Raw genomic sequence first — 19,708 nt, 5'->3', positions numbered from 1 at the left:
GCGGTCACCCGAATTCGGTTGCGGGCCCGGCAGGACGGCTCACGACAATGTCGTCATGACGACCACGCCGACGACTCCGGCCACTCCGTTCCCGACGGCCCCGCCGACCTGGAGCATCGCCCCCGAGCCCTTCGACTCGTCGGCCGCCGCCGCGCTGTGGCGGGAGTATTACACGGAGGTCAGCGACCGCTGGTATCTGCTGCACGAGGGGCGCCGCACCGACCCCGCCGAGCTGGAGCGGGAGATCGCCGCCCACACGGGAGCCGACCTCGCCCCGCCCGCGGGGCAGTTGCTCCTCGGACGGTACGGCGGTGTGCCGGGCGGCTGTGCGGGCGTACGGCTGCTGGACGCCGGGACGGCCGAGCTGACGCGGGTGTTCGTACGGGAGGGGCTGCGCGGGAAGGGCGGGGCCCCGCGGCTCGTCGGGGCCGCCGAGGACGCCGCCCGGGCACTCGGTGCCACGCGGATGATCCTCGACACCCGGAGCGACCTGGTGGAGGCGCGTGCCCTGTACGCCCGCCTCGGCTACCGCGAGACCGAGCCGCACAACGACAGCCTCTACGCCGAACACTGGTTCGCGAAGCCGCTCAGGTGACGCGCGGGGGCAGCCCGTGGTCACGCGGCGGCAGCCGGTGGTCGCGGGGCTCCGGCGCGTCACCGTAGGGCTGTTCGCGGTCGGAGCCGCACAGCTCGGTGGTGAGTTCCTTGACCAGCTGGACCAGGTCGGTGGGCCGGTCCGGGCCCCACCAGTCGCCGAGCAGCTCGGCCAGCGACTCCTCGCGGGCCCGTGCCAGGTCCTCCGCGACCTCGCGGCCCCGCGGGGTGAGGGTGAGGTCGAGTCCCTCGCGCACGCCCAGCCGGCGTTCCTCGACCTGCCGGACGGCCTCCAGGATCACGTTCAGCGGGACGGTGGTGCGCTCGGCGAGCACGCCGGGCTCGACGCTGCCGTACTTCCAGGTGCGCAGCAGCAGCCAGCTCGCCGCGGGCAGCAGGTCGTGGCCGGACCGGTCGGCGATCTTCCGGTAGATCTCGCGGCGGCCCTCGCGGGTACCGAGGACGGACAGCGCCCGGCACACCTCGTCGTAGGACGACCGCTCGACCGGGTTGCTGGCGAGGGTCTCCGTCACGTCGGGCGCGGTGACCGAGCCGCGCAGCGGGTCCTCCCGCAGGAACCAGGCGAGCACGAAGCCGAGGAGAGCGACGGGGGCGGCGTACAGGAAGACGTCGGTGATCGCGGACGCGTACGCGCTCAGGACCGGTGGGCGCAGGTCGGCCGGGAGGTCGGCGATCTGGCGCGGGTCGGCCTCCAGCGCGTCGACCGAGACGCCGGGCGGGAGGCTGACGCCCCGGAAGGCGTCGGTGAGCTTGTCGCCGAGGCGGCCGGCGAAGACCGTGCCGAAGATCGCGACGCCGAAGGACGCGCCGATGGAGCGGAAGAAGGTCGCGCCGGAGGTGGCGACGCCGAGATCCTCGTAGCTGACGGCGTTCTGCACGATCAGGACCAGGACCTGCATGACCAGGCCGAGACCCAGGCCGAAGACGAAGAAGTAGGCGCTCATCTCGCCCGTGGAGCTGTGCTCGTCCAGCTGGTGCAGCAGGAGCAGGCCGATGGTGGTGACGGCGGTGCCGGCGACGGGGAAGACCTTCCAGCGGCCGGTGCGGCTGACGATCTGCCCGGAGGCGGTGGACGACAGCAGCATGCCGACCACCATCGGCAGCATGTGCACCCCGGACATGGTCGGGGAGATGCCCTGGACGACCTGGAGGAAGGTCGGCAGATAGGTCATCGCGCCGAACATCGCGAAGCCGACGATGAAGCTGATCACGGCGGAGAGGGTGAAGGTGCGGATGCCGAACAGCTTGAGCGGGAGGACGGGTTCGGCCGCCCTGCGTTCGACGGCCACGAACACGACGGCGAGGACGACGCCCAGCACCGCGAGGCCGACGATCTGCGGCGAGCCCCAGTCCCAGGTGGTGCCGCCGAGCGAGGCCACCAGCACCAGGCAGGTGGCGACGGAGGCGATGAGGAGGGTGCCGAGGTAGTCGATGACGTGCCTGGTCGCCCTGTGCGGGATGCGCAGGACGGTCGCGATGACGACGAGGGCGACGACACCGACGGGCAGATTGATGTAGAAGACCCAGCGCCAGCTGAGGTGTTGGGTGAACAGGCCGCCGAGCAGCGGGCCGAGGACGCTGGTGGCGCCGAACACCGCGCCGAACAGGCCCTGGTAGCGGCCGCGTTCCCGGGGCGGGACGATGTCGCCGACGATCGCCATCGACAGCACCATGAGGCCGCCGCCGCCCAGTCCCTGGACCGCCCGGAAGGCGATCAGCTGGGGCATGTTCTGAGCCAATCCGCACAGCGCCGAACCGATCAGGAAGACGACGATCGCGGCCTGGAACAAGCGCTTCCGGCCGTACTGGTCGCCCAGTTTGCCCCACAGCGGGGTGGCGGCGGTCGACGCGAGCAGGTAGGCGGTGACGACCCAGCTCAGATGGTCCAGGCCGCCCAGATCGCTGACGATCGTGGGCAGGGCCGTGGAGACGATCGTCTGGTCGAGGGCGGCGAGGAGCATGCCGAGCAGCAGGGCGCCGATCGAGACGAGCACATTTCCGGACACGTGCTCCTGGCGCGGATCCGCCGTCGCGCTGTGCGCGTCCAAGGCCATGGATGCCTCCTGGGGCTCGGGTGACCCTTTCATCGTGATCGGTGTGACCCGTTATGGCCTCCCGAGTCCCCTTGGGGCAGCCCGGAATTCTCCCGACATCTTGATGGAATCCGACATTCCGGGGGTCGCGGGCGGGCGATTGTGTGGAGGATCTGCATAATCTCTGGAGTTTGGATGGGGAGGAACGAACACGTGAGCGATCCAACGGGGCGACACAGCCGACCGGACCGGCAGGGGCTGCCGTGCCCGGAGTGCGGCGCGCTCCGGGCCGCGGACAACACCCCTTCCTGCGCCTGCGCCCAGCGCGCCTCGGACGCCCTGCGCGACACGCGCACGGCCGAGGCGGCCGCGGCGGAGGACTTCGATCCGCTGCGCATACGCCCGTACGTCGAGATCGGCGAGGGCGACGGCGAAGACGGATCCGGAGCCGGGGGCGAGAGCGGCCGGGGGACTCCCGGGGGCGGAACACCCTCCCCGATGCCCGGGGCGCCGTACGGAACACCTGGCGCACCCCCCGGGGCGGCCGCCGGATTCGGTACGCCCCCCGGTGCCGCCGAGATGACGATGCCCCTGCGGGCGATCCCCACCGACGAGACCGTCCCGCTGCGCGCCGTGGACGCGACCGCCGCGCTCCCCACCCCCCTCGCCCCGACGGGCGCCGCGCCCAGCACCACCGATCTGAGCCTGTTCGAGGCGACGGACGGGGACCGGGACCGGACCGGCGGATACGGGTACGCCGACGACGAGGACGCGGCGACCGCGAACGGCCGGCGCCGCCGACGCACCCTGCTGCTCGCCACGACCGGTGCCGTGGTGGCCGTGGTGACCGCCGCCGGGTTCGCGAGCGGGCTGTTCTCCTACGAGAAGCCGACCCGGGACAGCGCCGCCCCCGAGGACGTCCGGGCCGCCGTGCCCGACGCGTCGACCAGCGCGGCTTCGGTATCGCCCTCGGCGAGCGACTCCCCGTCCCCCTCGGCGTCCAGCGCGTCGCCGTCGGCCTCCGCGAGCGAGAGCGCCTCGCCGTCCGCGTCGGCGTCCAGCGCCTCACCGTCCGCCTCCGCGTCGGCCGAGCCGAGCCAGACGGCGCCGACGTCCGAGGTCACGGGCAGCAGCGGCCCCGACAACGGTGCGGACGGCGGCGGGGAGACCATCGCGGCGCCCGTGCTGCGCCGGGGCGACAAGGGCGCGGAGGTGACCGAACTCCAGCTCCGGCTGCGGCAGCTGTACCTCTACAACGGCAAGGCCAACGGCAACTTCACCGACGAGCTCGAGGACGCCCTGCGCAACTACCAGTGGGCCCGGGGCATCAGGGCCGACGAGCTGGGCGTGTACGGGGCGGCGAGCCGCCAGAGCCTGGAGTCGGAGACCCAGGAGCCTTAAGGGCCAGGGCCCCCTGGCCGGCAAAGCGGCCGACGGCCCGCGCTCCCCCGCCCTCAGCCGATGTGGAGCCGGACCCCGTCCGCCCCGGCCTCGACCCGGATCTCGCGCAGATCCCGCACCACGACGTCGGGGCCGTACGCCGCGGCCCTCGCCCCGACCCCCACGACCCGCATCCCGGCGGCGCGCCCGGCGGCGATCCCCGCTCCCGAGTCCTCGAACACCACGCACTCCGCGGCCGGGACGCCCAGGTCCGCCGCGCCCTTGAGGAACCCCTCGGGGTCGGGCTTGCTGGCGCCGACCGACTCCGCGGTGATCCGCAGGTCCGGCAGTTCCAGTCCCGCCGCCGCCATCCGCGCCGTGGACAGCGCGACGTCCGCCGAGGTCACCAGCGCGTGCGGCACCCCCTGCGCACGGAGCGAGGCGAGGAACTCCGGCGCCCCGGGCACCGGCACGACCCCGTCCAGGTCGGCGGTCTCCTCCGCGAGCATCCGGGCGTTGTCCGTGTGGTTCTGCTCCATCGGCCGGTCGGGCAGCAGGACGGCCATCGAGGCGTACCCCTGCCGTCCGTGGACGACCCCCATGACCTCGTCGCCGTCCAGCCCGTGCCGGTCGGCCCAGCGCCGCCAGACCCGCTCGACCACGGCATCGGAGTTCACGAGGGTGCCGTCCATGTCGAGCAGAAGGGCACGGGCGGACAGGACCGGCATCGGTGGCTCCAAGGAGGGCTCCGGGTACGTGGAGACAAGGCGGCCCCGCCCGCCGGTCAGGGAAAACGGACGGGAGCCACTTTGTTCCTCCACGGTACAAAACAATCGGCCCCGTCCGCCACTCACTCCGGGAAAGGGCGGAAAGCGTTCACCGTCCGTTCAGCTCGCCTCCCGGCCCGGCGGGCCGCCGGCCGCCACCCCGAACCGGCGGACGACGGCCGCCGACGGCTCCCATCCAGGCGGACAGCGCCGCTCACGGCGCGCGAGCCGGCGCCCGGCCCCCGCCGGCCTCATCAGCCCCATCGGCCCCGCCTGCTCCATCAGCCCCGCCTCAGCCGGCGATCGCCTCCCACAGGCTCCACAGGCCCAGCGCGAGCATCAGCAGCGCCGCGATCCGCGTGATCAGCGTCAGCGGCACCCGCTTCATCAGCGCCTTGCCGCCGACGATGCCCAGACCGGCCACCGCCCACAGCGCCAGCACCGCACCGAGGCCGACGGAGAGCGGGTCGTCGTAGCGCGCGGCGAGGTTCGCCGTCATGATCTGCGTGAGGTCACCGAACTCGGCGACCAGGATGAGCATGAAGCCGGCTCCCGAGACCTTCCAGAAGGACTGGTTCTCCGGCTTGCGGATCTCCTCGTCGCCGTCGTCCTTCTTCAGCAGCAGCACCGCCGCGCCGCCCAGGAACAGCACGCCCGTGAGCGCCTGCACGATCTGCTGCGGCAGCAGCGTCAGCACGCTGCCCGCGGCGACGGCGAGCGCGACGTGCAGCGCGAAGGCGGCGGCGACCCCCGCGAAGACGTAGGAGGCGCGGTAGCGGGTGCCGAGGACGAGCCCGGCGAGCGCGGTCTTGTCCGGCAGCTCGGCCAGGAAGACGACGCCGAAGACGACCGCCATGACGCTGATACTGATCAAGGTTCCTCAATCGGTCGGGCCACCCCGCCGAGAGCCTGATTCCTCAGGAAGTGAAGACACCTCGGCACGGCAGCACACATGGCATCCGCGCCGTGGGGCACGGATGTGCACTGCTTGCCGAAGGTCTCGCTGGCCGGTCCCTCACGGGATCTGCCTCCGGGCGCCGGCTCAGACGAGCTGAGCAGTATGTCGACGGTCCGGCGAAGAGCTACTCCCCTTCTGCTCCGTCAATCATACGAGATCGTTTCGTCGTAAACCTTGTCATGTCATGTACGCGTCATTAATTTCTTACCGCACGCACACCTCCCCGCAACGCGACCCGGCGAGCATTCCACCGCTCGCACTCCAACGCCCCCGCCCCACCAAGGAGTTCGCATGGCCAAGTTCTACGCGCGTCGACGGCTGAGCATACTCGCGGCCTTCACCGGCCTCATAGCCTCCGTCGCGCTTTTCCAGGCGCCGACCGCCTCCGCCGCCCTCCCCACCCCGGTCAGCGCCGCCACCGCGCGCAGCTACCTCGCCACCCTCACCGTGGCCACCGAGGACCGCACCGGCTACGACCGCGACCTCTTCAACCACTGGATCACCATCAGCGGCACCTGCAACACCCGCGAGACGGTCCTCAAGCGCGACGGCTCGAACGTCGTCACCGACTCCGCCTGCGCCTCCACCAGCGGCAGCTGGTACTCCCCGTACGACGGCGCGACCTGGACCGCCGCGTCCGACCTCGACATCGACCACCTGGTCCCGCTCGCCGAGGCCTGGGACTCCGGCGCCGACGCCTGGACGAGCAGCAAGCGCCAGAGCTTCGCCAACGACCTGACCCGTCCGCAGCTCATCGCCGTCACGGACAACGTGAACCAGGCCAAGGGCGACCAGGACCCGGCCACCTGGATGCCGTCGGTCACCTCGTACCGCTGCACCTACGTCCGGGCCTGGGTCCAGGTGAAGTACTACTACGGCCTCTCCGTCGACTCGGCCGAGAAGTCCGCGCTCACCAGCTACCTCGCCGGCTGCTGACCGGACGACCGGCGCACGGACCTCCCCATTCCCCTCCGTCGTTCCGTACCGTACGGGGCGACGGAGGAGAGTGATCCCGTGGCCGGACTGCGGCTGGGCCCCCTGCTGAGATACGCCGACGGCTCGTCCGCGACCGTCTGGGTCGAGGCGAGCCGTCCGTGCGCCGCCGAGGTGCGCTGCGCGGACGGCTCCGGCGGCACGGCCCGCACCTTCCAGGTGGCGGGCCATCACTACGCCCTGGTCCCGGTGACCGGTCTGACGGCCGGCACGGAGACGGCGTACGAGGTGTTCCTCGACGGCACACGCGTGTGGCCGCTCCCCGACTCCCGCTTCCCGCCGTCCGTCATCCGTGTCCCGGCGGACGGCGACGGCGTCCGGGTGGCCTTCGGCTCCTGCCGCTGGGCGGCGCCCCCCGCCGGCCAGGAGGATCCCGTCGGCCCCGACGCCCTGGACAGCCTGGCGGCCCGCCTCGCCGCCGACCCGGACGCCGAACGGCCCGACGTGCTCCTGCTGCTGGGCGACCAGGTGTACGCCGACGAGGTCTCCGACGCGACGCGGGAGCTGATCCGGGCCCGCCGCGGCCTCGCCGACCCGCCGGGCGCGGAGGTCGCCGACTTCGAGGAGTACACCTGGCTCTACTACGAGTCCTGGCTCGACCCCGAGATCCGCTGGCTGCTGTCCACCGTGCCGAGCTGCATGGTCTTCGACGACCACGACGTGATCGACGACTGGAACACCTCCGCCGCCTGGCTCGCCGACATGCGGGCCACGCCCTGGTGGCGGGAGCGGATCCTGAGCGGCCTGATGTCGTACTGGGTCCACCAGCACCTGGGCAACCTCTCCCCCGCCGAGCTGGCCGCCGACCCGCTCCACACCGCCCTGCACGCCACCCCCGACGGCACCGACGCGCTGCGCGCCTTCGCCTGCCGGGCCGACGCCGAACCGGCCTCCGTCCGCTGGAGCTACCGGCGCGACTTCGGCCGGACCCGGCTGCTGATGGTGGACACCCGGGCCGCGCGCGTCCTCGACGAGGGCGAACGCGCGATGCTCGACCCCGGCCAGGCCGCCTGGCTGCGCACCCAGGTCCTCGACGACCCCGGCTCCTACGACCATCTCCTGATCGGCACCTCCCTGCCCTGGCTGCTGCCGCACCTGGTGCACGACGCCGAGACGTGGAACGCGGCGCTGTGCCGGGGTGAGCGGGGCGCGCGCTGGGCGCGGTTCGGGGAGAAGCTGCGGCGGGCGGCGGACCTGGAGCACTGGGCGGCCTTCCCCGGCTCCTTCACCGCGCTGGCGGAGCTGATCGCCGAGGCGGGCACCGGGGCGTCGGCTCCCGCGACGGTGCTCGTGCTCTCCGGGGACGTCCATCACGCGTATGTCGCCGAAGCCCGGTGGCGAGAGGGGCCCGGCCCGGACGCGCGCGTCCTCCAGCTGACCTGTTCACCGGTGCACAACTCGATACCGCTGTCGATACGGATGGGATTCCGCTTCGGCTGGAGCGCGGTGGCCCGCGCCCTCGGGCGCCGGTTCGCCCGGCACGGCCGCTGTCCGCGTCCGCCCGTCGACTGGCGCAGGACGAGCGGGCCGTGGTTCGGCAACCAGCTCATGACCCTGGATCTGCGCGGGCGTTCGGCCCGGCTACGGCTGGAACAGGCACGCGGGAAGGGCGTACTGACAACCGTGGAGGAGTCGGACTTGACCCCCTGAGCGGGACAACCAGGGCCACGGGGGCCCGCGTTGGCTTCTGGGACGGCCGACGGCATGATGAGGCGGACCGTCCGCTTCCGGTGCCGCGCTGCGGGCGATCCGCTCCATCGCGCCCCCACACGCCCGGGAGTCCCCCCTTTGTCCTCAGTGAACGCGGAAACGACCGCGGAAGAGACCGCGGTCGAACGCGCGGCGCCCGCGCCGGTGTCCGTCGCCCTGGTCGGCGCCGGGCCGCGCGGCACCAGCGTCCTGGAACGCCTCTGCGCCTCCGCGCCGCACCTCCTGCCGCCGGGAGCGCGGCTCACGGTCCATGTCGTGGACCCGGCCCCACCGGGACCGGGCCGGGTCTGGCGCACCGCGCAGTCGCGGGAGCTGCTGATGAACACGGTGGCCTCGCAGGTGACCCTGTTCACCGACGACAGCGTGGACTGCGCGGGCCCGATCCGGCCGGGCCCCAGCCTGTACACGTGGGCGGCGGGCACGCTGGGCCCGGACGAGTACCCGACCCGCGCGCACTACGGCCGCTACCTGGAGTGGGTGTTCGCGCGGACCGTGCGCCGGGCGCCGCACTCGGTACGGGTCGAGACCCACGCGGCCCGCGCGGTCCGGCTGGACGAGGGTGCCGACGGCCGCCAGGTCCTCACCCTCGACGACGGCCGCGTCCTGCCCGGCCTGTCCGCCGTGGTCCTGGCCCAGGGCCATCTGCCGGTGGTGGCGGACGCGGCCCGCCGGCGCCACAGGGCGTACGCCGAGCGCAACGGCCTGCGGCACATCGCGCCCGCCAACCCGGCCGACGTCGACCTCTCCCCGCTGGCGCCCGGCGAGCCGGTGCTGCTGCGCGGCCTGGGCCTGAACTTCTTCGACCACCTGGCCCTGCTGACCACCGGCCGGGGCGGCCGTTTCGTCCGCGCGGGCGCGGGCACCTCCCGCGGGCTGCGGTACATCCCCTCCGGCCGCGAGCCGCGCCTGTACGCCGGTTCGCGGCGCGGGGTCCCGTACCAGGCACGCGGCGACAACGCCAAGGGCCCGTACGGCCGTCATGTCCCGCTGGTCCTCACCCCGGAGGTGATCGCGGGCTTCCGCAAGCGCGCGGACTCCGGTGAGGCGCCGGACTTCCTGGCGGAGATATGGCCGCTGGTGGCGAAGGAGGTGGAGACGGTCTACTACGCGACCCTGGTCCGCCGCGAGGAGTTCGCGGACCGCTTTCTCACCGTTGCGCACGGCGACCCCCGCGAGGCCGGGATCCTGGAGGAGTTCGGGGTCGCGGAGGCGGACCGCTGGAGCTGGCACCGGATCGCCCGGCCGTACGCGGACCGGGGGTTCACGCACCCGGGGCAGTGGCGGGAATGGCTGCTGGGGTATCTGCGGCGGGACGCCGAGGACGCCGCCCGGGGCAATGTGGACGGTCCGCCGAAGGCCGCCCTGGACGTGCTGCGGGACCTGCGCAACGAACTGCGGCTGATCGTCGACCACGGCGGGCTGGCCGGCGCCTCCCGCCGGGACCACCTCGACCGCTGGTACACCCCGCTCAACGCCTTCCTGTCCATCGGCCCGCCCCGCCGGCGCGTCGAGGAACTGGCCGCGCTGCTGGAGGCGGGAGTGGTGGAGGTGCTCGGCCCGCGGCTGGAGGTGAGCGAGGAGGACGGGGCCTGGCGGGCGTGCTCGCCGGAGGTGCCGGGGTCGTCCGTCCGGGTGACCACACTCGTCGAGGCCCGGCTTCCGGAACCGGATCTGCGGCGCACCGCCGACGAGTTGCTCGCCCGGCTGCTGAAGGCCGGGCACTGCCGGCCGCACACCGTCGACGGCTACCCGACCGGCGGACTGGACGTCACACCGCGCCCCTACCACCTGATGGACCGTCAAGGTAGGCCGCATTCAAGGCGGTTCGCCTTCGGCGTGCCCACGGAGGGCGTGCACTGGGTGACGGCGGCGGGCGCCCGCCCGGGGGTGGATTCGGTCACGCTCTCCGATGCGGACGCGATCGCAAGAGCCGTGCTGCGTACGGCGAGATCGGAGCCGGAACGTCAAGCGGAAGCCGAACCATGGCCGAATGTTGAACTTGCAATCATTGATTAGGGCTGCCTAGCGTGGTCGCTCGTTCGGTACCGCCGCCCCCACCGACCGGTCCTCTCCCCCATCGGGACCGGCCGACCGACACCGAAGGAGCACCCCCCACCATGTCCGCTCGTCTCAACACCGCACAGCCCTACGCGATCGGTCTGTTCCGTATCGTCGTCGGCCTGCTGTTCGCCTGCCACGGAGCCGCCTCCCTCTTCGGCGTCCTCGGCGGGGCCGCCGGCGCCGAGGGCGGCACCCTCGACGCCGGCACCTGGCCCGGCTGGTACGCGGCCGTGATCCAGCTGGTCTGCGGCAGCCTGGTGCTGCTGGGCCTCGGCACCCGGGCCGCCGCGCTCCTGGCCTCGGGCTCCATGGCGTACGCCTACTTCAAGGTGCACCAGCCCGGCGCCCTGTGGCCGATGGAGAACGGCGGCGAGGCCTCCGCGATGTTCTGCTGGGCCTTCCTGCTGCTGGTGTTCACCGGATCCGGCGCCCTCGGCCTCGACCGGCTCTTCTCCCGGCGCCCCGACGCCGAGCGGGAGCCGGCCACCCAGACGGTCACCGTGGCGGCCTGACGGTCACCGCGAAGGACTCCTCGCCCGTTCCGCTTCCCGCTCCGGATCCGATTCGGCCTCTTCGGTGAACGTCCGGTGCCGAAGGCACGCGCCCCCCGTGAATCTCCTGTCACACCCTCGGCGTACGCTGTATGGCTGTATTGGCCGCATCTGCCGCTCCCTCGCGTCACAGCGGTACGGTCGGCCGTCACGGGGGAGACACGGGGAGCGATCGGTGTTCGAGAGTGTGGGGGCGTTGTTCGGCAGTCCATGGATCTACGTGCTGGTGGGCCTGTCGGTCCTCCTCGACGTGTTCCTGCCGGTACTGCCGAGCGGAGTACTGGTCATCACGGCGGCGACGGCCGCCGCGGCGGGATCGGGGGCGGCGACCGGACAGGTGCCGCACGAGGTCCCGGACATCCTGGCGCTGATCCTGTGCGCGACGACCGCCTCCGTGCTGGGCGATCTGGTGGCCTACCGTCTGGCCTGGCGGGGCGGTGAGCGCCTGGCCCGTGCGATCGCCCGCTCCCGGCGGCTCACCTCGGCGCAGGAACGTCTCGGCGAGGCACTCGCCAAGGGCGGCGGCGCGCTGGTGGTCCTGGCCCGCTTCGCGCCCGCCGGCCGCTCGGTGGTCTCCCTGATCGCGGGCGCCGCCCACCGCCGCGCCCGCGACTTCCTGCCCTGGTCCGCCCTGGCCGGCCTCTCCTGGGCCGCCTACAGCGTCGCCCTCGGCTACTTCGGCGCGCACTGGCTGGGCGCGACCTGGCTGGCCACCGGCGTCTCCCTGCTGGCCCTGTTCGGAGCGGGAGCGGGAGCGGCGTACCTGGTGCGCCGCCCGTCATCGGCCTGACGGCACGGACGCGCGCCGGTCCCGCGCCGGCACACCGGCACGGGACCCCGCAGGGTCACGCCCGGTGGGCGCCCCGTACCTCCAGCCCGTCCAGCAGCTCCGCCGTGGCCAGGGCGATGTCTTCGACCGCTCGTTCGAACACCTCCCGGTTGTGCTCGGCCGGTGCCCGGAAGCCGGACACCTTTCGCACGAACTGGAGGGCGGCGGCCCGAATCTCCTCCTGCGTGGCCTCCTCGGCCAGCGCGGGCGGACGCAACGTCTTGATACTCCGGCACATGCCCTCAAGTCTCCCCCGCCGCCCGGCGTTCGTGCCATGATCGCTTCGAGGCGGCCACCACGAACCAGGGGCCGACCGACGAGAGGAACAACAGCATCATGGCGAACGACATACGCACCGTCGCCGTCCTGGGCCCCGGCGGGGTCGGCGGCCTGCTCGCGGCGCTTCTGTCCCGGGCCGGCCACCGGGTGGTCTGCCTGGCCGGCGAGGACACCGCCGCGACCCTGCGCACCCAGGGCATCCGCGTGCGCAGCGGCCAGTTCGGCGACTTCACGGCCGAGGTCGAGGCGGACACCGCGCTGCGCACCCCGGTCGACGCGGTCCTGATCACCGTCAAGCACACCGCCCTCGACACGGCCCTGACCCGCATCCCGCCCTCGGCGCTCGGCGAGAACACCCTTCTCGTGCCGTTCCTCAACGGCGTCGAGCACCCCGCGCTGCTGCGCGCCCACCACCGCCCGGACCGGGTCGCCCCGGCCGTCATCCGCGTCGAGTCGACCCGGGTCGCACCCGGCGTGATCGAGCACGGCAGCCGCTTCACCGGCATCGACCTCGCCGGGGACCAGGTGCCCCGCGACCGTCTCGACGCGCTCGCCCAGGCCCTGTCCGCGGCCGACCCGACCGTACGGGCGCACCCGGACGAGACCGCCGTCCTGTGGGCGAAGCTGGCGTTCCTCGCGCCGTTCGCCCTGCTCACCACCCGCCACGGCGTCCCCGTCGGCGAGATCCGCACCCGGCACCGGGAGGATCTCACCGCCCTGGTCGAGGAGACCGCCGCGGTCAGCCGGGCCTGCGGCGCCCCCGCCGACCCGGCCCGGTCACTCGCCCTGTACGACGCCTTCGAGCCCGCGGCGAAGTCCTCCATGCAGCGCGACGCCGAGGCCGGCCTGCCGCTCGAACTCGACGCGATCGGCGGGGCGCTGCTGCGCGCGGCCGAGCGGCACGGCGTGTCCGTGCCGGTGACCGCGCGCCTGGTGAAGGAGGTGGCGGCGGCTACCCGCTGAGGCCCGCGCGCAGGTCGACGTACCAGTCGTTGGATCTGATCCAATGACCCTTCGGGTACTCGAAGTCGGCCTGCCCGAGCAGGGTGAACCCGGCCTTGCGGCACACCCCGTTGGACGCGGCGTGGTCCACTTCGGGGAAGGCGTGCAGGGCCGGGTGGCCGCCCGCCTCCCGCACGACGTCGACGAGGGCACGGGCCGCCAGCGCGGCCAGCCCTCGGCCCTGGAACTCGGGCAGGATCCCCCAGCCCGTCTCCCACACCGTGCCGTCCCGCCACTCGCGCTCCCAGTACCCGATGGAGCCGGCGGTCTCGCCCCCGTCCGCGAGCGTGACCCGGTACATCCGGCCGGACGACAGCGCGCAGTACCGCCGGTGCCGGGCGAGGAGCCGCTCCTCCGGCTCCGGCCCGCCGAGGTGCTCGGTCATCTCGGGGCTGTTGGTCCGCCGCAGCAGCCAGAGGTCGCCCTCCGACCAGGGAACCAGCCGCACGCGCCGCACATCGCTGTGATCCATGCGGCCACCGTAGGACACAGGTCCGACAACGAACCCCAGCTCGAACACGCGTTCACAGGAACACCCAGAAGGAGCTCGCCCCACAAAATCGAACAGGCGTAGCATTAGCGCGTGGCTACGACCTATGACTTTCCGAGCGACCTGCGCGCCGGTCAGGAGGAGCTGCATCAGGTCCGGGCCGAACTGTCGGTCCTCCTGAAGCGGCTGCCCTGGTCGGTCGAGCCCCTGGACGGATTCAGCGACGACAACGGCTGGCGCAAGGTCGAGCGCCCCGCCTCCCCCGGCTGGACCGCCGACGAGCAGGCCGAGGTGGAGAAGCTGCGCCGCCGGGAGCACGAGCTGGCGGTGTTCGTGAGCGGCCACCGCTTCTGGGCGGAGGTGGCGGCCGGGGACCGGATGGAGGCCCGCACGCGCCTCAAGCACGCGCACGCGACCCCACCTGGCGAGGAGGCCCGGGAACCCTCCTAGGACCGGTCACCCTGGACCGGGATCCCAGGACCGGGAACCCCCTCAGGGCGGGTCCCGGGACCGCTCCCCGGACCCGCCCGGCCGTCGGCCTAGCTGTCCCTGCCGAGCAGCTCGTTCATCTCCGCGATCTCCGCGCTCTGCCCGGTGACGATGTCGTCGGCCAGGGACTTGGCGGGGGCGTAGCGGCCCTTGTCGCGCTCGGTGCCGGCCATGTCGACGGCGCCCTCGTGGTGGTCCACCATCAGGGTCAGGAAGGCGGTGTCGAAGGCCTTGCCGGATGCCTTCGACAGCTCGTCCATGGCGGCCTCGTCCATCATTCCGGCCATGGCGTCGCCGTGGGAGCCGTGATCCATGGAGGCGCCCTCCTCGGGCACGTCCTCGCCCCAGGCCTTCAGCCAGCCGGTCAGCTTCCCGATCTCCGGGTCCTGCGCCCGCTCGATCCGGGCGGCGAGATCCTTGACCTGCGTGGACGAGGCGCGGTCGGCGGCGAGTTCGGCCATCTCCAGGGCCTGGCGGTGGTGCGGGATCATGCCCTGCGCGAAGGTGACGTCCTGGGCGTTGTACGAGGCGGCCGAGGCGGTGGCCTTCGCGCCCGCGGCGCCGTCGCCGTCGCCGTCAGCGGCGGCGCCGCAGGCGGCGAGGACGAGCGCGGCGGTCACCGTCACCGCCGTGGCGGCGGCCCGGCGGACACGGGTGCGTGTGGTGCTGGTCATACGAGAACTCCTGGGGAGAAAAAGGGGACTTGGACACGTCGGCGCATCACGCCGGCCCGTGGGCCGCGTGCTGCGCGAGGGGTGTCTAGATCCGCAGGAGCTGGAGTTCCGCCAGGGACGGGGGCGCGCGGGCGCCGTCGGGGTCGTCGGTCACGGACGCGCACCCGGCGCCGTGCGTCACGGGCACCGGGGCCGGGTCGGGCACCGGGCCGGCCAGCACCGGGCCGCCGTCCGGCGCGGGCGACGCGCAGGTCGGGTCCGCGTGCCGGGCGTGTCCGCCGCCGCAGTGACCCTCGGGACAGTCGTCGTGGGCCTCGGAGGCCGAGGTGACGAAGGAGGCGACGGCCGACACGGCGGCGTCCGCCATGGGCCGCGTCTGCGGGTGCGCGGAGTGCGGCAGCAGCACGCCGGGCGCGAGGCCGTGCATGGCGAGCAGGCCCACGAGGAGCCCGAGCACGCACACCGCCCGCCGCCACATTCCGTTCACAGCCGTCATCCTAGGGATCACCCGGGCCCGACACGCCGCAGGGCCCCCGGAGTGATCCGGGGGCCCTGCGACACCGTCTGGTGGGCGCGGACGGTTTCGAACCGCCGACATCCTGCTTGTAAGGCAGGCGCTCTACCCCTGAGCTACGCACCCAGAACGAGTCGACAGCCTACATTGCCCGGGGCGGTGTCCCGCAAACCCGTATCGGCGGGGTACCGGCCGGGGGTTACCCCCACCCCGGATCCGGGAGCGCGCCGGATCGTCCGGCGCTCCCCCGCTCCCTACGGTCGTAGACACACCGGACACGCCCAGGGGGAGACACATCATGGCCCGTACGACCGTTCCCGCCCGCGCGGCTCTCGTGACCGCGGTCGTCGTGGCCCTCGCCGCCACCGCGACCGCCTGCGGCGCCGACGCCTCCGACGACGCCCACCCCGACCACCGCGCCTTCGCCCTCGGCGGCGCCACCCTCACCGTCGACTCCGACGACTCGGCGCTCGAGATCGTCGCCTCCGACGCCCATGACGCCGGCACGGTCGACGTCACCCGGTGGTTCAAGGGGAAGGTGGCGGTCGGCGAGACCCCGAAGCCGCGCTGGTCGATGAAGGGCGACCGGCTGGTGCTGCGGACGGACTGCTCGGGGTTCGTCGCCTCCTGTTCCGCCCGGCACCGGATCGAGGTCCCGCGCGGGGTCGCGGTGAACGTCGTGAACGACGACGGCAGCGTGACGGCACGGGGCTTCGAGGACGCGCTCGGCATCCGCACGAACGACGGCTCGGTCCGGGTCGAGGACTCCCGCGGGCCGCTGGACCTGCGCACCGAGGACGGGTCCGTGCGCGCCGAGGTCTCCTCGCGCACCGTGCGCACCCGGACCGAGGACGGCTCGGTCCGGCTCGACCTGGCCGCCGTACCGGACCGGGTGGAGTCCGTGTCCGAGGACGGCTCGGTGACGATCTCGCTGCCGGACGCGGCGTACAAGGTGACGGCGAAGACCGACGACGGCGCGCGGGAGGTGTCCGTGCCGCGGGACGAGAACAGCCCGCACGTGGTGGAGGCCGAGACGCACGACGGCAAAGTCACCGTGCGAACCGCGAACTAACGGGCTCGTGTGTTCGTCCTTAACGGGTGGGAGAATGGCATCCGGGCAGGGCGGACACAGCACGGGAGAGGGATGTGACGGCGACACCAGCGCAGCCGAACTCGCCGTCGGTGCCGCGCGCACCCCTCCGCGCGCTCCGGGACACCCTCACCCTCGTCGCCCTGCCGGTCGTGGCCGCGCTGGCGCTGCCCGCCGCGTTCGCCGGCGGTGGCACCCGGCGCTGGTTCGGCGGGCGGTCGGAGAGCCAGCGGGCCGAAGCGCAGGCGGCGAAGGACGCCGCGGCGGCCGCGTTCTACGAACTGGACACCGCCCAGCGGGATCTGCGGATCTCGATCGAGACGATCACGGCGGTCGACGACTCGCCGGCCGCCCGGCGGGCGGTCGCGGACTTCGAGGCGATCGGCCGGCGCATCGACGAGGCGAGCCACCAGTACATCCAGGCGGTGGACGCCCACGACCTGGACCGGGACGACCTGGAGGCCTCGGCGGCCGGCCGGGCGCGCACCGAGCTGACCCGCGCCAAGGACGAGCTGGGCCGGGTGAAGCAGGAGCTGGACCGTTTCACCGACGGCCTCGGTCCGCTGCTCGGCAAGGCCGAGACGCAACTGGCCCGGCTCGCGCCCGCCGTGGAGCGGGCCCGGCAGGCGCTGCTGGCCGCGTCGAACGCGCTGGACGCCGTCCGGGAGACGGGGCTGCGGGCGGACGGGCTAGCGGCGCGGCTGGCGGCGCTGGCGCCCGAGCTGACCAAGCTGAACCAGGGCGCGGGGCAGCACGGGGTGCCGCAGACGCTGGAGCGGGCCGAGCGGGTGACGCGGGAGGCCGAGGCGGTCCGGGTGGAGGCGGAGCGGCTGCCCGAGCGGGCCGCCGAGATCGACCACCGGCTGGTGTCGCTGCGGACCCGCGCACAGGCGCTCACGACCCGCTCCGGGCAGGTGGAGCCCATTCTGAGCGAGCTGCGGCGGCGGTTCACGGCCGCCTGCTGGCAGGACCTCCAGCAGGTACCGGACCAGGCGGCGGAGAACGTCCGGCAGGCCGAGCAAAAGCTCACGGAGGCGCGGGACGCACGCGACGCTCAGCGCTGGCCGGACGCCACCGCGCTGCTGTCCACGGCACGGGCCCTGCTGAACACCACCGACGAGGCGGTGTCCGCCGCCGGTGACCGTCTGACCAGGCTGAACGCCGTGCAGAAGGATCCGCGGCAGGAGATCGACCGCACCCGTTTCGCGATCCGTGACGCCCAGCGTCTGGCGATGGCCGGCCGCAACACGCCCGACCCGCGCGATGCCCGCCCGCTGGACGACTCCGTCGCCCGGCTGGAGCGCGCGATCGCCACGCTCGAGGACCGTCACCCCGACTACTGGCACTTCCTGACCGAGACGGAAGCGGTCCGCCGCACGGTGTCCGAGGTGGTCGGCCGGATCCGTGAGGAACGCGGCACCGCCCACTGACGGCCGCGGCCCCCCGTTGCCCGCCGGCCCGTACGGGCGGATATTGAAGGGTATGTACGGCCCCGTCGGCATGTCTCACCCATCGGGAGGCGGAGATGGCGACCCATGCGGTGCACTCCGAACACAGGCGCCGGATCAGGCTCGACGATCATCTGCCCGTCGACCACCGGCTGAACATGGTCTACCGGATCGGTGCCGGGCTGATGGGCCTGGGCCTGCTCGTGTTCGGGATCTTCGGCATCATCGACAAGATCGGCTTCTTCGACACCGGCGGGGACGAGGTCTGGAGCCTCAACACCAACGGCGCGCTCAGCTGGCTCTCGGTCGGGGTCGGGCTGCTGCTCTTCGTCGGCATGGTGATCGGCGGGAACTTCGCGTCCACGCTGAACATGACCCTCGGTGGCCTGTTCATCCTCAGCGGCTTCCTGAACATGGCCCTGCTGGAGACGGACTACAACTTCCTGGCCTTCAAGATCCAGAACTGCATGCTCAGCTTCGTGATCGGCATCCTGCTGATGGTCTTCGGGATGTACGGCAGGGTCGGATCCGCCCTGCCGCACGACAACCCGTACTGGCGGGCCCGCCACCCCGACATCGCCGAGCGGGAAGCCGGGCAGCGGGAGCTCACGGAGCGGCGGGACCGGCCGGATCAGGTGCGGTAGGCGTAGTAGTACGCGTTCGGGTACGAGGCCACGAGGCTCGCCACCGACCTGCGGAGGGTGTTGTTGGAGTGGTACGTCACGTACGGGACGCCGCCGCTCTTGTACGTGACGATCATCGTGTGGTCCTTGGACCCGTCACGGTCGAAGTCCATCTGGAGGACGTCGCCGACCTCGAGCTGGTAGACGTTGTCGAGCGCCGTGGTCCGCTTGGAGTTCTGGGCGAACCAGGACCACTCGTTGACGCCGACGAACGAGTCGGACTGGATGTCGGCGTTGCCGAACCACCGGGTGTAGTCGTACACGTAGCCGGGGACGTGCTTCCAGCCGCCGGCCTTCAGGGACTGGCTGACGAAGTTGGTGCAGTCGCCGCCGGCGCCGTGGCCGTTGAAGTCCGGGTAGTCCTTGTTGTAGGTGTACACGTACTTCTCGGCGTAGGTCGCCATGGCCTTGTAGTCCAGGGCCGTGCCGGTCTTCGGGGCGGCGACCGGGTTGCGGGTGGTCGCCGCGCGCTTGGCGGCCGGCATGGTGTCGTCGGCGGTGGTCGCCTTGACGGTCGTCGGCTTGGACAGCGTGTTCACCGCGAGGCCACCCTGGTCGGTGTCGCGGATGTCGGTCAGCTGCCAGTTGCCCTGCCGGTCGGCCTTGAACGTCAGCTCGTGGTGCGACTGGAAGCCGGTGCTCTTCGGCTGCCCGGCGCGCGTCTTGTCGTAGGTCAGGGTCGTGGTCTCGGTGACCGCGGCCTTGGCCGTACGGCCCGTCACGCGGGTGGCGTTCAGGGTGACGGTGGTGGCGCCCTTGCTGTAGGTCTCGCCGGCCTTGGCGAGCGTGTCCTTGCGCTTGCCCAGCGAGGACAGCGCGGCGTCCTCGGTGCGGGCCGTGCCGGAGGACAGCCGGACGTCGCCGGAGAAGCCGTCGGTCAGCGGCTTGTCCCGGTTGCCCTGCTTGCCGTCGACGAGGGCGTCCGTGCGGTCGGTGAAGACCGCGTCCGCCAGCCGCTGGAACGTGGCCTTGGTCCGGGCGTCGACGGTGGGGTCGTCGACGACCGAGGCACCGGCGCTCCAGTTGGGCAGCAGCGCGACTCCGGCGACGACGGAGGTCGCGGCCGCCCCCAATATGGTGACCCTGCGGCGCGTCCCGGTCAATTTCCTTGACTTCACTGATGTTTCCCCTCTTGCCCCGGC

The 19,708-nt window shown here is 72.7% G+C and carries 20 protein-coding genes and 1 tRNA gene; 12 read left to right on the top strand and 9 right to left on the bottom strand.

What is annotated here, in order from left to right; all coding sequences use genetic code 11:
- Positions 1–55: 55 nt before the first annotated feature.
- On the top strand, positions 56–595 hold the full coding sequence (locus IE275_RS31810) for a GNAT family N-acetyltransferase (RefSeq protein ID WP_189715545.1): 540 nt from the start codon (positions 56–58) through the stop codon (positions 593–595).
- On the opposite strand, the gene IE275_RS31805 is transcribed toward IE275_RS31810, so the two are convergent.
- The gene (locus tag IE275_RS31805) at positions 588–2,669 is read right to left on the bottom strand and encodes an MFS transporter (protein ID WP_189715543.1); all 2,082 of its coding nucleotides are present in this window, start codon (positions 2,667–2,669) and stop codon (positions 588–590) included. The two genes, IE275_RS31810 and IE275_RS31805, sit on opposite strands and share 8 nt — an antisense overlap.
- Positions 2,670–2,861: 192 nt before the next feature.
- On the opposite strand from IE275_RS31805, the gene IE275_RS31800 reads away from it, so the two are divergent.
- Entirely contained in the window at positions 2,862–4,049 is a 1,188-nt protein-coding gene (locus IE275_RS31800; RefSeq protein WP_229870751.1) for a peptidoglycan-binding protein, read from the top strand.
- 53 nt (positions 4,050–4,102) lie between these two features.
- Here IE275_RS31800 and IE275_RS31795 read toward each other — a convergent pair whose 3' ends face one another.
- Together IE275_RS31795 and IE275_RS31790 are read right to left on the bottom strand one after the other, a co-directional pair.
- Positions 4,103–4,756 carry an HAD-IA family hydrolase gene (locus IE275_RS31795; RefSeq protein ID WP_189715541.1) on the bottom strand — a complete coding sequence of 218 codons (654 nt, stop codon included), beginning with the start codon at positions 4,754–4,756 and terminating at the stop codon, positions 4,103–4,105.
- A 331-nt stretch (positions 4,757–5,087) separates the two neighbouring features.
- A complete protein-coding gene (locus IE275_RS31790; RefSeq protein WP_189715540.1) occupies positions 5,088–5,669 on the bottom strand; it encodes a TMEM165/GDT1 family protein in 582 nt (193 codons plus the stop codon).
- A 375-nt stretch (positions 5,670–6,044) separates the two neighbouring features.
- Here IE275_RS31790 and IE275_RS31785 point away from each other — a divergent pair, with 375 nt between their 5' ends.
- The 5 genes from IE275_RS31785 (at position 6,045) to IE275_RS31765 (ending at position 11,858) form a co-directional block, all read left to right on the top strand.
- Positions 6,045–6,689 (top strand): HNH endonuclease family protein, encoded by a 645-nt coding sequence (locus IE275_RS31785; protein ID WP_189715539.1) that lies wholly within the window; start codon positions 6,045–6,047, stop codon positions 6,687–6,689.
- Between the two features lie 78 nt (positions 6,690–6,767).
- A complete protein-coding gene (locus IE275_RS31780) occupies positions 6,768–8,396 on the top strand; it encodes an alkaline phosphatase D family protein (RefSeq protein WP_189715538.1) in 1,629 nt (542 codons plus the stop codon).
- A gap of 138 nt (positions 8,397–8,534) precedes the next feature.
- Positions 8,535–10,472 carry an FAD/NAD(P)-binding protein gene (locus IE275_RS31775; RefSeq protein WP_373299325.1) on the top strand — a complete coding sequence of 646 codons (1,938 nt, stop codon included), beginning with the start codon at positions 8,535–8,537 and terminating at the stop codon, positions 10,470–10,472.
- A gap of 101 nt (positions 10,473–10,573) precedes the next feature.
- On the top strand, positions 10,574–11,029 hold the full coding sequence (locus IE275_RS31770; RefSeq protein ID WP_189715537.1) for a DoxX family protein: 456 nt from the start codon (positions 10,574–10,576) through the stop codon (positions 11,027–11,029).
- A 214-nt stretch (positions 11,030–11,243) separates the two neighbouring features.
- Positions 11,244–11,858 carry a DedA family protein gene (locus IE275_RS31765; protein ID WP_189715534.1) on the top strand — a complete coding sequence of 205 codons (615 nt, stop codon included), beginning with the start codon at positions 11,244–11,246 and terminating at the stop codon, positions 11,856–11,858.
- 55 nt (positions 11,859–11,913) lie between these two features.
- On the opposite strand, the gene IE275_RS31760 is transcribed toward IE275_RS31765, so the two are convergent.
- Positions 11,914–12,135, bottom strand: coding sequence for a DUF2277 domain-containing protein (locus IE275_RS31760; RefSeq protein WP_189715531.1), 222 nt, complete (start codon positions 12,133–12,135; stop codon positions 11,914–11,916).
- 98 nt (positions 12,136–12,233) lie between these two features.
- Between IE275_RS31760 and IE275_RS31755 the strand changes: the two genes are divergently transcribed.
- Complete coding sequence (locus IE275_RS31755) at positions 12,234–13,139, top strand: ketopantoate reductase family protein (RefSeq protein WP_189715529.1); 906 nt, start codon at positions 12,234–12,236, stop codon at positions 13,137–13,139.
- Here IE275_RS31755 and IE275_RS31750 read toward each other — a convergent pair.
- Positions 13,129–13,650 (bottom strand): GNAT family N-acetyltransferase, encoded by a 522-nt coding sequence (locus IE275_RS31750; protein WP_189715527.1) that lies wholly within the window; start codon positions 13,648–13,650, stop codon positions 13,129–13,131. The genes IE275_RS31755 and IE275_RS31750 overlap by 11 nt on opposite strands.
- 111 nt (positions 13,651–13,761) lie before the next feature.
- Here IE275_RS31750 and IE275_RS31745 point away from each other — a divergent pair, with 111 nt between their 5' ends.
- Positions 13,762–14,118 carry a DUF8825 domain-containing protein gene (locus tag IE275_RS31745; protein WP_189715525.1) on the top strand — a complete coding sequence of 119 codons (357 nt, stop codon included), beginning with the start codon at positions 13,762–13,764 and terminating at the stop codon, positions 14,116–14,118.
- Between the two features lie 89 nt (positions 14,119–14,207).
- On the opposite strand, the gene IE275_RS31740 is transcribed toward IE275_RS31745, so the two are convergent.
- The 3 genes from IE275_RS31740 to IE275_RS31730 all read right to left on the bottom strand — a co-directional run bounded on the left by IE275_RS31740 (position 14,208) and on the right by IE275_RS31730 (position 15,471).
- Positions 14,208–14,831 carry a DUF305 domain-containing protein gene (locus IE275_RS31740; protein ID WP_189715523.1) on the bottom strand — a complete coding sequence of 208 codons (624 nt, stop codon included), beginning with the start codon at positions 14,829–14,831 and terminating at the stop codon, positions 14,208–14,210.
- A gap of 85 nt (positions 14,832–14,916) precedes the next feature.
- Positions 14,917–15,309 carry a DUF6153 family protein gene (locus IE275_RS31735; protein ID WP_189715583.1) on the bottom strand — a complete coding sequence of 131 codons (393 nt, stop codon included), beginning with the start codon at positions 15,307–15,309 and terminating at the stop codon, positions 14,917–14,919.
- An 87-nt stretch (positions 15,310–15,396) separates the two neighbouring features.
- A tRNA-Val gene (locus IE275_RS31730) sits at positions 15,397–15,471 on the bottom strand.
- Positions 15,472–15,643: 172 nt separating this feature from the next.
- Here IE275_RS31730 and IE275_RS31725 point away from each other — a divergent pair.
- From IE275_RS31725 to IE275_RS31715, 3 genes are all read left to right on the top strand, one after another.
- Positions 15,644–16,417, top strand: coding sequence for a DUF4097 family beta strand repeat-containing protein (locus tag IE275_RS31725; protein WP_189715522.1), 774 nt, complete (start codon positions 15,644–15,646; stop codon positions 16,415–16,417).
- A 74-nt stretch (positions 16,418–16,491) separates the two neighbouring features.
- Positions 16,492–17,865, top strand: coding sequence for a coiled-coil domain-containing protein (locus IE275_RS31720; RefSeq protein ID WP_189715519.1), 1,374 nt, complete (start codon positions 16,492–16,494; stop codon positions 17,863–17,865).
- Between the two features lie 95 nt (positions 17,866–17,960).
- Complete coding sequence (locus IE275_RS31715) at positions 17,961–18,527, top strand: DUF4383 domain-containing protein (RefSeq protein ID WP_189715517.1); 567 nt, start codon at positions 17,961–17,963, stop codon at positions 18,525–18,527.
- Here the strand turns inward: IE275_RS31715 and IE275_RS31710 are convergent.
- Positions 18,515–19,684: an amidase domain-containing protein gene (locus IE275_RS31710; RefSeq protein ID WP_189715515.1), complete on the bottom strand. Its 1,170-nt coding sequence runs from the start codon at positions 19,682–19,684 to the stop codon at positions 18,515–18,517. The genes IE275_RS31715 and IE275_RS31710 overlap by 13 nt on opposite strands.
- Between the last annotated feature and the right edge of the window lie 24 nt (positions 19,685–19,708).

This window comes from Streptomyces phaeofaciens, from assembly GCF_014648915.1.
GTDB lineage: Bacteria > Actinomycetota > Actinomycetes > Streptomycetales > Streptomycetaceae > Streptomyces > Streptomyces phaeofaciens.
This window is presented reverse-complemented; position numbering and strand designations above follow the sequence as displayed.